Origin of the sequence: Caproicibacterium sp. XB2 (assembly GCF_044880635.1) — a bacterium.
Lineage (GTDB): Bacteria > Bacillota > Clostridia > Oscillospirales > Acutalibacteraceae > Caproicibacterium > Caproicibacterium lactatifermentans.
Map to the genome: position 1 here is coordinate 450380 of NZ_CP173227.1, position 14980 is coordinate 465359.

Sequence of the window (14980 nt, forward strand, 5' to 3'; positions counted from 1 at the left end):
TTGGCGTCAGAAACGGCTTTTTATTTTATTTACATACTACAGTACAATAAAATCATAGCATGGATTGCAGGAAAACACAAGCAGGAGCAGCGAAAAGACCTTCTTTAAAATCGGTGAATTTATACAGGAATTTGTGATCTGTTCTGTAAATTTTATTGACAAAACCGCAACAAAATGCTATACTCGCAGATAGCTGAAAGAATCAGCTGCAAATGGCAGAAGCCGTTTCCATGGAAAAGAAAGAATTGCTTTTTCATCACGTGTGTAACCAGGAAGGTTGCCATATCCGCAGAAACGGGTATGGTTTTTTTGCTTTATGCGGCCGCGGAATACGAAAAAGCAGCTCTTTGCATCCGCTGAATCACTGCAAAAAAGAAAGGCGGAGTTACAAATGATTGACGAGCAAACAAAGACGGAACAAGACGGAAGCAGGAAACTGCAGCAGTTCTTCAAGGAACATCCCAAGTGCGCGCTGGCCTATTCCGGGGGAACCGATTCTTCCTATCTGCTGTACGCGGCCGTGCAGGCGGGTGCGGAAGTACACCCATATTTTATAAAAACGGCATTTCAGCCCCAGTTTGAGGTGGACGATGCTGAGCGGCTGGCACAGCAGCTGAACGTACCGCTTACGGTGCTGCATTTGGACCTGCTTTCCCGGTCGGAGGTAACGGACAATCCGAAGAACCGCTGTTATTACTGTAAGAAGTCTTTGTTTACAGTGCTGAAAGAGCGGGCAAAAGCGGACGGCTGCCCGCTGCTGATAGACGGCACAAACGCTTCGGATCAGGTAGCGGACCGTCCGGGCATGAAGGCACTGCAGGAACTTTCCGTTTGTTCCCCGCTGCGGGCGTGTGGACTGACGAAGCCGGAGATTCGGGAGCTTTCTAGGGAAGCGGGACTTTTCACTTGGAACAAGCCGGCATATGCATGCATGGCAACTCGCTTTCCGGCCGGCCGGCAGATTACAGCCGAACTGCTGCGGCGCGTGGAGGGGGCTGAAAATGCGCTGTTTAAACTTGGCTTTACAGATTTTCGTGTCCGTCTGTATGCGGACGCTGCCCGCCTGCAGTTCCCGCAGGACCAGATGACGCGTGCGGTACAGAAGCGAGCGGATATTCGCCGGCAGCTGAATCCATATTTTCAGACTGTCCTGCTGGACCTCGCGGGAAGGTGAGACTTTTGGACAAAGAAAAGATACAAAGCATTTTACATGATGTCCAAAACTGCAGCATGAGTGTGGATGAAGCCATGCTGCAGTTGAAAATGGAACCGTTTGAGGACTTGGGATTTGCCAAGTTGGACCATCACCGCGGTCTGCGGCAGGGAATCGCAGAAGTCATTTACGGGGCCGGAAAGACAACGGAGCAGATTGCCGGCATTTCTGAGGCAATGCTGAAAGCGGGGCAGAAAAACATTCTGATTACCCGCCTAGACAAAGAAAAAGCGGAAATTTTAAGCCAGACGCTTCCTCTGCATTATGACGAAATGAGCCGTATCGGCTACCTTGGGGAACTACCGGAACCAGACGGAACGGGCACCGTGCTTGTGGCAACTGGTGGGACCAGCGATATGCCGGTTGCAGAAGAAGCGGCTCTGACAGCTGAGGTCCTTGGAAACCATGTTGACCGTTTATATGATGTCGGCGTTGCCGGACTGCACAGACTGCTGGCACATTTGGATGAAATTATGAGCGCGTATGTCATTGTCGCTGTTGCCGGTATGGAGGGGGCACTGGCAAGCGTGATTGGCGGTCTTGCGGATTGCCCAGTTATTGCCGTGCCTACCAGTGTTGGCTACGGGGCGTCTTTTGGCGGACTTTCTGCACTGCTGTCTATGCTGAACTCCTGTGCAAGCGGTGTCAGTGTTGTCAATATTGACAACGGTTTTGGTGCAGGCTATCTTGCCAGTATGATAAATCATATGGGAGGACACAAATGAAAACACTGTATTTGGAGTGCACAATGGGTGCGGCGGGAGATATGCTTGTGGCTTCTTTGCTGGAACTGCTGCCGGAGCCGCGGAAGTTTCTGGACAAGATGAACAGCCTGCGGCTGCCCGGTGTACATGTGGAAGCTGTTCCAGCCGAAAAGTGCGGGATTACCGGCACTCATATGCGGGTAACCATTCATGGTGAAGAGGAAAAAACAGAAGATGTTCCGGCAGGCAGTACACCGGCCACACACTGCTCACAGGAAGAACATCATCATCATACCAGGCTGCAGGAAATTCAGGAAATGATAAATGGGCTGAACCTGCCGGCGGCGGTTAAAAAAGACGTGCTGGCAGTATATGACCTGCTGGCAGAGGCGGAAAGCCATGCGCATGGTCAGCCGGTTAGTGAGATCCATTTCCATGAGGTTGGCATGATGGACGCGGTAGCGGACATTATAGGCGTCTGTCTGCTGATGCATATGCTGGCGCCGGACCATGTTACAGCGTCACCAGTGCACGTTGGCAGTGGGGAGGTACACTGTGCACACGGCATTCTGCCGGTCCCGGCACCGGCAACCGCGTTTTTGCTGCGTGGCATTCCGATATACGGAGGCAGTGTACAAGGGGAACTGTGTACTCCAACTGGAGCAGCCCTGCTGAAATACTTCGTCAACGATTTTGGCGATATGCCAGTTATGCAGGTCAGTAAAATTGGCTGCGGCATGGGCACAAAAGACTTTTCACAGGCAAACTGTGTGCGTGCCATGCTGGGTGAAGCGGCGGACAGCAAGGAAGAAGTGCTGGAGCTTCGCTGCAATTTAGATGATATGACACCGGAAGCACTCGGTTTTGCCCAGGAACGTCTGCTGGCAGGCGGTGCGCTTGACGTCTATACAACAGCCATCGGAATGAAGAAAAACCGCTCTGCGGTGCTGCTGACCTGCCTGTGCCGTCCGGAAATGCGCAGCGAAATGATACATTTGCTGTTTGAATATACGACAACGCTGGGGGTGAGGGAAACACTGTGCCGCCGCTGTACGCTGTCTCGTACGGAGCGGGCCGCCAATACTGTGTATGGTCCTGTGCACGTGAAAGCGGCAACGGGCTGGGGCGTCCATCGCCAAAAAGTAGAGTACGAGGATTTGGCACGCATTGCGCGGGAACATGGCTGTTCCCTGACCGAGGCAAGCAAGCTGGTACAAAACAATTTGGAATAAAATAAATAATTTTCCGCACAGCAGACAGCAGAAACGGCCGGAGTTTGTCGGCTGTTTCTGCTGTCTGCTACTTGCGGAAAGATAGAATTTTATCCACTCTTCTTTATTTTCTAAGGTAACAAAACGGCACCGCCTTCAATAATATGGTATAATACTTATTATGGAAGGAGGGAAGCCTATGCAAGGGTCCTGGCGGCAAACAAAAAGGGCCTGTTACTCCGGGTATCTTACCCAGGGGATTATTAACAGCCTTACGCCGCTGCTTTTCACCGTGTTTCAAGACAGTTATCACCTGAATTTTGCGCAGCTTAGTCAGTTGATTGTTCTGAATTTTGGGACACAGCTATGTATGGATATTTTTTCTGTCTTTTTTGTCGACCGAATTGGTATGCGCCGCTGCCTGACGGGTTCGCACCTGCTGGCGGCGGGCGGTTTGGTCCTGATGGGTATTTTACCGCGTGTGGTTTCTCCGTTTGGCGGAATCGCCTTTTCTGTGGTCTGCTGCGGCATGGGCAGCGGCCTGATAGAGGACCTGGTCAGTCCGATTTTGGATTCGCTGCCAGGTGAGCACAAGTCTTCCTCTATGAGTATGCTGCATTCTTTTTACTGTTGGGGGCAGGTCGCAGTGATTGCCGGTACGACACTGGCACTGCATTTTCTGGGAAGCAGCCAGTGGTACCTGCTGCCCATCTGTTGGGCAGTGATTCCAGCGGTCAATTTGATTCGCTTTCTGCGGGTGCCGCTGGCACCGGCACTTCCGCCGGAAGAGAAAACGCCCATCAGCAGTCTGCTGCATTCCCGGCTGTACCTATTGTGTTTGGTGCTGATGCTGTGTGCCGGCGCGGCGGAACTTTCTATGAGCCAGTGGTCTTCTCTGTTCGCTGAGCGTGGGCTTGGTGTGCCAAAAATGACAGGCGACCTGCTTGGGCCCTGCCTGTTTGCCCTGCTGGAGGGAATGGGACGTCTGCTGTATGGCCTGTACGGGGATAAATGGAACCTGCATCAGGTGCTGCTGTGGTGTAGTGTTTCCTGTGCTGGCTGTTATGTGTTGATGGCGCTGGCACGGCTGCCGCTGCTGTCACTGATGGGCTGTGCGCTGTGCGGCTTTACTGTGTCACTAATGTGGCCGGGAATGTATTCACTTTCTTCTCATTCGTTTCCGCACGGCGGAACTTCTATGTTCGGACTTTTGGCGGTATTCGGCGATATTGGCTGTTCCGCGGGCCCATGGCTGACCGGCCTGTTTGGTTCCGGTGAGTTTGGCCTGCGGCAGGGCCTGCTTGCTGCGACGGCTTTTCCGGCTGTCATGGTGGTAGGAATGCTTTGCTTTTGTTATAAAGCCGTACGCCAGCAGGAGAAAACGCCGAATGAAGATTGACCATCGGCGGGAAAGATGATTGACAAATATGAAAATCCTGTATAATATATTAACCGTAGTGAAATAGTAATATATAGAGGGGAGGAGTCGTATGCGCATTTCTGCAAAAGGACGCTATGCCATTGCGGCGCTTCTGCGTATGGCACAGGCCGGAAGCGACACCATCGTAAATGTTACACGGTTGTCCGCAGACCTTGGAATTTCTCACATTTATTTGGAGCAGGTATTTTCACTTCTGAAGCGTTCTCAGCTGGTCGTTTCTATCAAAGGAGCGCAGGGCGGCTACCGCCTGAGCTGCCGGCCAGAGCAGATACGGGTGCTGGACATTCTGCGGGCAACGGACAGCGCCCTGTTTGAGCGGCCCGGAAAAACACTGGGGCCGGATGCACAGGACGCGGAAGCGGCGCTGGATTTGGTCGCTGCTCGTCTGCAAAAAGCAGTGGAAGAAGTGCTGGCTGGCATTACGCTTGTGGACCTGCAGGAAGAAGCGGCCCGCAGTCAAGGCAATTATATGTTTTTCATCTGACCGAAGAAAAAACTTTGGTGCTGCCCGTTGGGCAGCAATTTTTTATGTCCAAAATGGACCGTTCCTCTGCTGCACACATATTTTGGAAAGTTTTGCAAACAATCCTTAACAAAGGCCGTATCTTTGCGTAGGGGACGGCCGACAGGAGGAAATAATATGCGTTTTACACTTCCCAGAGATATTTATTACGGCCATGGGGCGCTGGAGGAACTGAAGAAACTTTCCGGCAAAAAGGCCGCTGTTGTTATCGGGGGCGGCTCCATGAAGCGCTTCGGTTTTTTGGACCGCGTTTTGCAGAACCTGAAAGAAGCCGATATTGAAACGTGTTTAATTGAGGGCGTGGAGCCGGACCCGTCCGTGGAAACGGTGCTGCGCGGTGTGAAAACCATGCAGGACTTTCAGCCGGACTGGATTGTGGCAATGGGCGGCGGCTCCCCTATTGATGCGGCAAAGGCGATGTGGGTGTTTTATGAATATCCCGAAACAAAGTTTGAAGATTTATTGCAGCCGTTCAGCTTTCCGACTCTGCGCCGAAAGGCCCACTTTTTGGCGATTCCATCCACTTCCGGAACAGCTACTGAAGTGACCGCCTTTTCGGTTATTACCGATTATCAGAAGGGCATTAAATATCCGCTGGCAGATTTTAATATCACGCCGGATGTGGCAATTATTGACCCGGAGCTGGCGGAAACTATGCCGCCGAAGCTAACCGCTTATACAGGCATGGACGCACTGACACACGCAGTGGAAGCCTATGTTTCCACCCTGCATTCACCGTTTACGGACCCGCTGGCTTTACAGGCGATTCAAATGGTTTTTGAGTATTTGCCGTCCTCCTGCAAGGGTGACAAGACAGCTCGTGAGCAAATGCACTATGCACAGTGCCTTGCCGGCATGGCCTTTTCTAATGCTCTGCTGGGAATTGTCCACTCTATGGCGCATAAGACCGGCGCAGCCTATCGGAACGGCCATGTTGTGCACGGCTGTGCCAACGCCATGTACCTGCCGAAGGTGATTCAGTACAATGCAAAAGTGCCGGAAGCACGGGAACGCTATGCGACGATTGCCCGCACAGCGGGACTTACCGGCAGCGGAGAGGGCCTTGTGCAGGCACTGTGCAGAAAAATTGACAGTTATAATGAATTGCTGCACATTCCGCACGCCCTGAAAGACTATGAAAATGGCATGGTGCCGGAGGATGAGTTCCAGGAAAAGCTGCATCATGTGGCGGAGCTTGCCATCAGCGACGCCTGCACCGGCACCAATCCCCGCCAGCCAAGTCAGGAGGACATGGAAAAGCTATTGACAGCCTGCTATTATGGTTCGCCCGTCGATTTTTAAAAGCAAATATAAAGCAGAGGAGGCCTTCTCAAAAGAGAGGGCCTCCTAGGTTATCGAAGAAAAGGCAAAAGCGTTTTGCATGTTTACACATTTTCCTGATTGCGTTATACTAAAAAGTATAATTAGGAAGCAGCTTTCAGCTGCGACAGGGGGAAAGAATATGTATCAAGACTGGCAACAGCTGGAGGAGGCCTGCCGCGGCTGTGAACGCTGCGCGCTGGGCAAAACGCGTACCAATTTGGTCTTTGGGGAAGGAAATCCGCAGGCAAAGGTCCTATTTATCGGCGAGGGCCCTGGTGAGCAGGAGGACCTGCAGGGGAAACCTTTTGTTGGGCGCAGCGGTCAGCTGCTGGACAAATATCTGGATGCCATTGATTTGGACCGGCATAAAAATATTTATATTGCCAATATAATAAAGTGCCGTCCACCAAAGAACCGTGACCCGCTGCCGGAGGAGCAGGAACAGTGCATTGGCTGGCTGCGGGAGCAGACACGCCTGCTGCGGCCGAAGATTATCGTTTGCCTGGGACGCATTGCCGCTATGCGGATTATGGACCCCAAAATAAAAATTACCCGACAGCACGGCCAGTGGATACAAAAAGGCGGCATTTGGATGATGGCCACGCTGCATCCGGCGGCACTGCTGCGTGACCCGCGCAAAAAAGAGGACGCCTTTTCGGATTTTCTCGGTCTGCGCGACAAAATAAAAGAACTGGGTCTGTCGCTGGAACTTTGATGTGATAGACAATAAGAGGTGCTTTCCTCCGTAACAGGGGAAAGCACCTTTTTGTATGCGTTAGCGATTATTCTTTGAGAGAGGCAGTAAGGCTGTCAGCCAGTGTATCCAGTTCCGGCAGGTCCTGCTCATGCAGAGACGAAGCCATTACGACGCCGTCTTCCAGTACTCGCATATGCTTCATTTCGGACAGGCAGGTGCGCATCAGGCTGCCGCAGCGGCAGGCCCAGGAGCCGTTTTCTATGATAGCACAGGTGCGGTTCTGCAGGTTCAGGGCCTTCATGTCCATTAGAAAGTTGTGCATGGGTGGAAAGATCCCCAGATTGTAGGTAACGCTTGCCAGTACCAAATGACTGTATTTAAATAGGTCAGAGATAAGATAGGAAACGTGTGTGCTGGAAACGTCGTATAGGCGCGTGTTCGTCACACCGCGCTCGGCAAGCTTGGCGGCCAAAATCTCCGCAGCGGTTTCTGTATTGCCATACATAGAGGCATAAACAATCATCACGCCTTTTTCTTCCGGCTCATAGGTGCTCCAGTGCATATATTTATCCAGAAAATATCCAATGTCTTTGCGCCAGACCAGACCGTGCAGCGGGCAAATCATCTTAATGTCTAGTGTGTCGGCTTTTTTCAGCAGTGACTGTACCTGTGGACCGTATTTTCCGACAATATTTGTGTAATAGCGGCGTGCTTCATCCAGCCATTCATGGTCAAAATCCACCTCATCGGCAAACAGCTTGCCGTCCAATGCATGGAAGGAACCAAAGGCATCGGCAGAGAACAGAACACCGTTGGTTTGGTCATAGGTCACCATCACTTCCGGCCAGTGCACCATGGGTGCGTTGACAAACGTGACGGTGTGCTTTCCGAAACAGCGGGTGTCGCCTTCCTTTACCTGCTCCACAGAACAGCCGTCAATCGGGCAGCCAAACTGATGCAGAAGCAGCACAGCCTTGGGGGATGTAATAATCTTTACGTTTGGCCAGCGAAGCAGAACTTCCTCAATCGACGCAGCATGGTCCGGTTCCACATGATTGATAACCAGATAGTCCAGTGGCCTGTTGCGCAGGACAGCACGGACATTTTCCATAAACTGACGGCCAACGGCCCAGTCCACGGTATCAAACAGGACCGTTTTTTCGTCCAGCAGCAGGTAGGAGTTATAGGAAATGCCGTGGTACAGTGGGTGGATATTTTCAAACAGGGCAAGACGATGGTCATCTGCACCGACCCAATACAGGTCGTCTGTCACTTTTCGAAAGCAATACATCGTGGAAAGACCTCCTTATATCGTATCCAATTAAACGACTGTTTCAATGAATTCTTCTTTTGTGGCTCCGCAGTAGGGGCAGGTCCAGCCGGCGGGCAGGTCCTCAAACGGCGTGCCGGGCAGGATACCGCTCTCCGGGTCCCCCTTGGCGGGGTCGTATTCGTAACCGCAGCCGCTGCAGACGTAAATCTTGCGGGGAGCGGGTGCCGGTGCGGGCGCCGCCTTCGGCAAAGGAGCTTCTGGCTTTTTGGGTGCGCCGGTATCCAGTGCTTTGGTCAGCAGAGGCAGGATTTCTTTTATGTCGCCTACAATACCATAGTCACAGTTTTTAAAGATATTGGCGTCTTCATCTGTATTGATGGCAACTACAAGAGTGGCGTCCTGAATGCCCTTTAAATGTTGACCGGCACCGGAAATACCGCAGGCAATATACAAACTGCCGTGGAATTTTTGACCGGAAATGCCGATAAAACGGTCAATCGGTACATATTTCAGCGACTCGGCAACAGGGCGAGAAGAACCAACGGCGGCACCAGCTGCTTTGGCCAAATCTTCGATTAGCTTCATATTTTCCCGAGCACCAATGCCCAAACCGGCACTGACCACACGGTCGGCTTTTGCTATCGGTGTATCTATTGGCATTCCAACGGTGAAGTCAATGCCTTCCTGCCGCAGATTTTTTACCAGCGAATCCACACGTTCTTCTGCGGTGCCTTTTTTCAGGAGAATGCACTTGCGGGTGCCAGCTGTCTGCACAGGCTGTGCATATTTCGCGGCGCGGGCAAGCAGCCGCTGGGCAGCAGTCAGCTTCTTTTCCGCCGGAGGTTCTTTCTTTGCCGTACTAAGAATATGGGAAGCAATGACCATACGCTGAATTTCATTGGTGCCTTCATATATGGAGGTGATTTTCGCGTCACGGTAGAACCGCTCGACGTCCATACCTTTTAAGTAACCGCTGCCGCCGAAAATTTGCAGTGCGTCATTGGTGATTTCCAGTGCCGCGTCAGAGGCAAACTGCTTTGCCATGGCTGCCTCTTTACTGTAGTCAGCGTGGCTTTGTTTCAGCTCAGCAGCACTGTAGACAAGCAGACGGGACGCACGGAGCTTGGTGGCCATATCCGCCAGCTTAAATGCAATGGACTGCTGCTGACAAATTGGTTTGCCGAACTGTACCCGCTCTTTTGCGTAGTCCAGTGCCGCTTCGTATGCACCTTGAGCAATGCCCAATGCCTGTGCGGCAATGCCGATGCGACCGCCGTCCAGTGTCTTCATGGCAATGGAAAAGCCTTCGCCTTCCTTGCCCAGCAGATTTTCCTTCGGCACTTTTACATTTTGAAAGTGCAGTTCACAGGTAGCGGAGGAGCGAATGCCCATTTTGTCATAATGCTCTCCGAATGTAAGGCCTTCCCAGCCTTTTTCTACAATAAAAGCGGAAATGCCGTGCACACCGTTTCCGGGCTGTGTGACGGCAAAGACAACGTAAGTATCGGCTTCACCGCCGTTGGTAATAAAAATTTTACTGCCATTTAGGATATAATAGTCGCCGTGCCGTACAGCGGTCATTTCCATTCCAGCCGCATCGCTGCCGGCGTTTTGTTCTGTCAGCCCAAAAGCGCCCAATTTGTCACCGCGGCACAGCGGAACCAAATACTTTTGTTTCTGTGATTCTGTGCCAAAGGCGTCAATGGGCCAGGTTCCCAGGGAGGTGTGCGCAGAAAGAATAATACCGACACCGCCATCCACGCGGGAAAGTTCTTCCACAGCAATGGCATAGCAGACCATGTCCAGTCCAGCGCCACCGAAGCGGGTGTCATAGGGCAGTCCCATCAAGCCAAGCTCGGCCATTTTTTTAACTGTTTCTTTTGGAAAAGTATTCCCTTTGTCTAGCAGAAAAGCCTGCGGCTTGATGTCACTTTCGGCAAAAGACCGTACCTTTGTGCGCAGTGCTTCCTGCTCGTTTGTTGTCTGATAGAACATATAGGAAACCTCCTTTTTGCAAATGAAATTTCGGATGATTTCATACTGTATAGTTTTTTGCATCCGCCTGTTTTCATGCGGCACGCGCAACCTATACCGTTTATGTTCAGTATAATAAGTATGGGCAACATTGTCAATTGCTTTATATAATGTTATATGTTTTCGTGTAAAGTAAACATCTAAATCATAAAAGTATGAAAAGTATAACTGATTAAAAACGTTACACTACAAGTGCACCATGCGAGTCAAGAGAAAATGAAAATTTTTCTTGGCCGTATTCGGACTGTTATAGCAGAAAAGAACCCTTGTGTGCCGTCTCCAAAAGCGGTAGAATGAAGGAAATGACAGAAAGAAGGGCCGAAAATGGATTCAGTGAAAGCATTGCAGGAAATGCTGGACAAAAGCAGCCGGGTTGTCTTTTTTGGCGGAGCAGGTGTCTCTACTGAAAGCGGTATTCCGGACTTTCGCAGTACGGACGGATTGTACCAGCAGAAATACAAATATCCGCCGGAAACCATGCTGAGCCATACTTTTTTTGAACGGCATCCGGAAGAATTCTTTGATTTTTATCGCGATAAAATGCTGTACCCGAATGCACAGCCGAACGCGGCACACAAAAAGCTGGCCGAGCTGGAAAGGGCAGGAAAGCTTTCTGCGGTCGTTACACAAAATATCGATGGTCTGCATCAGGCTGCCGGCAGCAAAAACGTTTTTGAACTGCATGGAAGCGTGCTGCGCAACTACTGTCAGCGCTGCCATAAAGGCTGTTCGGTTGAAACGATGCTGCACAGCAGCGGTGTACCACACTGCTCCTGCGGCGGTGTCATTAAACCGGATGTGGTTTTGTATGAGGAATCTTTAAATGAAGCAGTCATTGAGGGTGCTGTACAGGCCATTATGCAGGCGGATATGCTGATTATTGCCGGCACTTCTCTGGTTGTGTATCCAGCGGCGGGACTTATCCGTTATTATAGGGGCGACCGGCTGGTGCTTATCAATAAATCCAAAACAGATGCGGATAAGGCAGCCAATTTGGTCATTCACGCGTCTGTGGGAAAGGTCCTATCCCAGCTGCACGCGTAAAATATCATTTTACGGCAATAAAAAAAGACGGTTCGCCCTATACGGAAAGCACAGGAAGAACCGCCTTTTTGAAGGATTGTTCGGCTTATTTCATTTTGAAAGTTTTGCACTCTGTATCAGATTTGCAGGTTGTCTGGCTGTCGCAGCTGCTGACATCTACATTCTCAGCAGAGCAGTCACCGTGCTGGTTGTAAACGCACTTTTCAGCTTCACAGCGAACGTGCATCTGAGGGTTGGGGATAGAGCAGCCGCGGCTGTTCTGCGCACTGCCGGAGCTGTCCTTCTTTTCAAAATCGGCACAGCTGGTTTGTTCGTGGCCGCAGGCACATTTGCCGCTGACCATGATGTCAGGGCGGCAGCAGCAGTTATCACTGTTGTTGCTGCAGTCGCAGACAGAGCATTGCAGTTTTGTCATTGTCACACACCTCTTTTATTTTGGGTATGGCAATAGTCTGTACGGGAAAGCTGCTTTTATGTGCAGCGCATTTGCAGAAGAGTGGACCAGATTCTGCCGGCCGTTTCATATTTGCTCAAAAGCGGCAGCTCTTCTGTAAATTCGCGGGTAATGAGTGTCATTACATTGGTGTCAGTGCCAAAACCGGCGCCGGAAACCTTTAAATTATTTGCGGCAATTAAGTCCGCATGCTTTTTGTCGAGCTTTTTGCGGGAATTTTCCACCAAATCACGCGTTTCCATGGAAAACCCGCACAGAAGCTGACCGGGCCGACGATGCACACCGACATACTGCAGAATATCCTGTGTGGCGCACAGCGGCAGAGAAGTCAGGTCGCTGCCATTTTTTTTAATTTTATCAGCAGCTGTTTTTGCGGGCCGATAGTCTGCGACCGCCGCGGCAAACGCCAGCATATCCTGCCGCGGGGCGGCGGCTGTCACGGCATCAAACATTTCCGCAGCAGAGCGCACCGAAACCGTTTTGACAAACGGCGGCGGTGTCAGGTTTGTGGGACCCGTTACCAGTGTTACTTCGGCGCCGCGGCGGGAGGCATTCCGCGCCAGCTCGTATCCCATTTTTCCAGTGGAATGATTTGTCAGAAAACGGACAGGGTCCAGCGGCTCCTGTGTCGGGCCGGCGGTCACCAATACGCGCACACCTGCCATGTCCTTTTCTTCGGCTAGCACCTGCAGAACTTCCTCCAAAATGTCCGCCGGCTCCGGAAATTTCCCGGCGCCAGTGTCACCGCAGGCCAGCCGCCCGCAGGCGGGCTCTATGACAGTCCAGCCATAGTGGCGCAGATTTTGCAGGTTGTCCTGTGTCACAGGATTTTCATACATACCGGTATTCATGGCCGGTGCAATCATTTTAGGACAGCGGCAGGCCAGCACGGTTGTTGTCAGCATATCATCAGCAAGGCCGTTTGCCAGTTTGGCAATACTGTTTGCGGTGGCTGGAGCAATGAGGACCAAATCTGCCTGTTTTGCCAATGCCACGTGCTCTACACTATACTGAAAGGTGCGGTCGAAGGTGTCCACCACGCATTTTTGTCCGGTGACACCCTCAAAGGTGACCGGCGTGACGAACTGCGCGCCGTTTTTCGTCAGCAGTGTGTGTACACAGGCGCCCTGTTGTGTCAGGCGGCTGGCAAGGGCGGCGGCCTTGTAGGCTGCAATGCTGCCGGTTACGCCCAGCAGGATGGTTTTATTCTGTAACAGCATTTTTCAATGACTTCTTTCTTTACACAGAATGCGTTTGCAGCACGAAAAATCTTGTTTTGTCTGCTTCTGTTATTATACAGGAAGACCAGACAGAAATGCAACTGCATATTGTGATTTTTGTAACAAATATGCCGAAAACGCTTGATTTTAGCGGACTTTCTGGTATAATGTAACCTGTCTTAAAATATTGCACTGCATCTGAAAGAAGAGCGGTAGCAGGAGGTTTTTATTCAGAATGAAGAAAAATGCAAAGTACTACAAATTTGTGTTGGCGGCCCTTTTTGCGGCGATTACGCTGGTTATGGGCTTGACGCCGCTGGGATTTATCCCGCTGCCGTTTATTAAACTGACCATTATACACATCCCAGTCATATTGGGTTCTATCCTGTTAGGGCCGCGGTATGGCGCTTTTTTGGGTGCCCTTTTTGGTATGACCAGTTTAATCAATAATACCTTTATGCCAGCGATTACCTCCTTTACATTTTCACCGTTTATTCCGCTGCCGGGCACGACCCACGGCACACCAGTGGCACTGCTCATCTGCTTCTTGCCTCGTATTCTGGTTGGCATTTTCCCGTATTACGTGTACTGCGGCATGGAAAAGATGCTGAAAGGACGGGACAAGCATGTGGCGTCGCTGGCGGTCAGCGGCGTAGTTGGTGCACTGACCAATACCGTATTTGTTATGGGGCTTATTTATTTCCTGTTCCGTGACGCTTATGCGGCGGCAAAGGGCATTGCACCGGAAGCAGTTCCGGGCATTATTATGGGTGTTGTCAGTTTTAACGGCGTCATTGAAGCGATTGCCGCGGGCATTTTGGTAGCGGCACTGGGTAAAGTGCTGCTTCGGTTTACCCAGTCCTCTGGCAGGCACGGCAACACGCCAGCTGCTGGAAAGAATACTTGAATAGAAAAAATATCCAATAAAGGTAAAGAAGCGCACGGCGGGCAGGGTTTCTCGTGTGCGCTTTTTGCAAAAAGAAAGGCTGCATTTTCATGATTATTGCAATCGATGTAGGAAACACCAATATTGTATTAGGGTGTTTGGATAGCAAAAGAACCTATTTTACAGCTAGGCTTTCGACCGACGTAAAAAAGACCAGCGATGAATATGCACTGATGATTCGCAGCCTGTTTTCTCTGCATGGAGTGGACCGGCACGCGATTGAAGGTGCAATCATCTCCTCAGTAGTGCCGCCGCTTTCGCTGCCGCTGCAGCAGGCAATTTGTCTGGTAACCGGCAAAACGGCACTCATTGTTAGCTCCGGGCTGAAAACAGGACTTAATATCCTGATGGAAAATCCAGCCGCACTGGGTGCTGACTTGGTTGTGGACGCGGTGGCCGCAAGTGCAAAGTACCCCAAACCAATTTTTGTGTTTGATATGGGTACCGCCACAACGCTTTCGGTCATTGACAAAAAGGGCAACTACATCGGCGGCATGATTATTCCCGGACCGGTCATTTCCATGAATGCGCTGGCAAACCATGCGAGCCAGCTTTCCCATGTGGACTTGGAGGCACCGTCGAAACTTATCGGCAATAATACAAAGGACTGTATGCGTTCTGGTGCAGTGTATGGCCATGCAGCCATGGTTGACGGTCTGATTGACCGTGCCGAGGAGGAAATCGGCACGAAGGCAACCGTAGTGGCCACCGGCGGTGTGGCACCGATTATTATCGCAGAGTGTAAGCATAAGATTATTTTGGATGATACCCTTATGCTGCAGGGACTATTGCTGCTGTACCAGAAAAACAGCAGAAAACCGGAACCGCGGCGTGGTGCGGCGGAAAAGCGTGTGCCGCAAAAAAAAGGATAAAATGAAAGTCCCCTGCCAGAAATGA

The 14980-nt window shown here is 51.1% G+C and carries 14 protein-coding genes; 10 read left to right on the forward strand and 4 right to left on the reverse strand.

Features of this window, described 5'->3' with window-relative positions:
* The first annotated feature begins 391 nt into the window (after window positions 1-391).
* The 7 genes from larE (at window position 392) to ACIHKT_RS02110 (ending at window position 7130) form a co-directional block, all read left to right on the forward strand.
* Complete coding sequence (larE, locus tag ACIHKT_RS02080; protein ID WP_086035268.1) at window positions 392-1174, forward strand: ATP-dependent sacrificial sulfur transferase LarE; 783 nt, start codon at window positions 392-394, stop codon at window positions 1172-1174.
* 56 nt (window positions 1175-1230) lie between these two features.
* The gene (larB, locus tag ACIHKT_RS02085; protein ID WP_404352878.1) at window positions 1231-1938 is read left to right on the forward strand and encodes a nickel pincer cofactor biosynthesis protein LarB; all 708 of its coding nucleotides are present in this window, start codon (window positions 1231-1233) and stop codon (window positions 1936-1938) included.
* On the forward strand, window positions 1935-3149 hold the full coding sequence (gene larC / locus ACIHKT_RS02090) for a nickel pincer cofactor biosynthesis protein LarC (RefSeq protein ID WP_086035270.1): 1215 nt from the start codon (window positions 1935-1937) through the stop codon (window positions 3147-3149). Before larB ends, larC begins: the two co-directional genes overlap by 4 nt.
* Window positions 3150-3327: 178 nt before the next feature.
* Complete coding sequence (locus ACIHKT_RS02095) at window positions 3328-4527, forward strand: MFS transporter (protein ID WP_086035271.1); 1200 nt, start codon at window positions 3328-3330, stop codon at window positions 4525-4527.
* A 91-nt stretch (window positions 4528-4618) separates the two neighbouring features.
* Window positions 4619-5053 carry an RrF2 family transcriptional regulator gene (locus ACIHKT_RS02100; RefSeq protein ID WP_086035272.1) on the forward strand — a complete coding sequence of 145 codons (435 nt, stop codon included), beginning with the start codon at window positions 4619-4621 and terminating at the stop codon, window positions 5051-5053.
* Between the two features lie 156 nt (window positions 5054-5209).
* Entirely contained in the window at window positions 5210-6394 is a 1185-nt protein-coding gene (locus ACIHKT_RS02105) for an iron-containing alcohol dehydrogenase (RefSeq protein WP_086035273.1), read from the forward strand.
* Window positions 6395-6554: 160 nt separating this feature from the next.
* Window positions 6555-7130, forward strand: coding sequence for a uracil-DNA glycosylase family protein (locus ACIHKT_RS02110; protein WP_086035274.1), 576 nt, complete (start codon window positions 6555-6557; stop codon window positions 7128-7130).
* Between the two features lie 67 nt (window positions 7131-7197).
* Here ACIHKT_RS02110 and ACIHKT_RS02115 read toward each other — a convergent pair whose 3' ends face one another.
* Window positions 7198-8403 (reverse strand): FprA family A-type flavoprotein, encoded by a 1206-nt coding sequence (locus ACIHKT_RS02115; protein WP_086035275.1) that lies wholly within the window; start codon window positions 8401-8403, stop codon window positions 7198-7200.
* A 30-nt stretch (window positions 8404-8433) separates the two neighbouring features.
* Window positions 8434-10380: an acyl-CoA dehydrogenase family protein gene (locus tag ACIHKT_RS02120; RefSeq protein WP_086036806.1), complete on the reverse strand. Its 1947-nt coding sequence runs from the start codon at window positions 10378-10380 to the stop codon at window positions 8434-8436.
* Between the two features lie 363 nt (window positions 10381-10743).
* Here ACIHKT_RS02120 and ACIHKT_RS02125 point away from each other — a divergent pair, with 363 nt between their 5' ends.
* A complete protein-coding gene (locus ACIHKT_RS02125) occupies window positions 10744-11463 on the forward strand; it encodes an NAD-dependent protein deacylase (RefSeq protein WP_086035276.1) in 720 nt (239 codons plus the stop codon).
* Window positions 11464-11548: 85 nt separating this feature from the next.
* Here ACIHKT_RS02125 and ACIHKT_RS02130 read toward each other — a convergent pair whose 3' ends face one another.
* Complete coding sequence (locus ACIHKT_RS02130; protein ID WP_086035277.1) at window positions 11549-11878, reverse strand: DUF1540 domain-containing protein; 330 nt, start codon at window positions 11876-11878, stop codon at window positions 11549-11551.
* A gap of 56 nt (window positions 11879-11934) precedes the next feature.
* A complete protein-coding gene (gene coaBC, locus ACIHKT_RS02135) occupies window positions 11935-13134 on the reverse strand; it encodes a bifunctional phosphopantothenoylcysteine decarboxylase/phosphopantothenate--cysteine ligase CoaBC (RefSeq protein ID WP_086036807.1) in 1200 nt (399 codons plus the stop codon).
* A gap of 238 nt (window positions 13135-13372) precedes the next feature.
* Here coaBC and ACIHKT_RS02140 point away from each other — a divergent pair, with 238 nt between their 5' ends.
* Both ACIHKT_RS02140 and ACIHKT_RS02145 read left to right on the forward strand, forming a co-directional pair.
* On the forward strand, window positions 13373-14044 hold the full coding sequence (locus tag ACIHKT_RS02140; protein ID WP_086035278.1) for an ECF transporter S component: 672 nt from the start codon (window positions 13373-13375) through the stop codon (window positions 14042-14044).
* An 89-nt stretch (window positions 14045-14133) separates the two neighbouring features.
* Window positions 14134-14955, forward strand: coding sequence for a type III pantothenate kinase (locus tag ACIHKT_RS02145; protein WP_086036808.1), 822 nt, complete (start codon window positions 14134-14136; stop codon window positions 14953-14955).
* Window positions 14956-14980 lie beyond the last annotated feature (25 nt).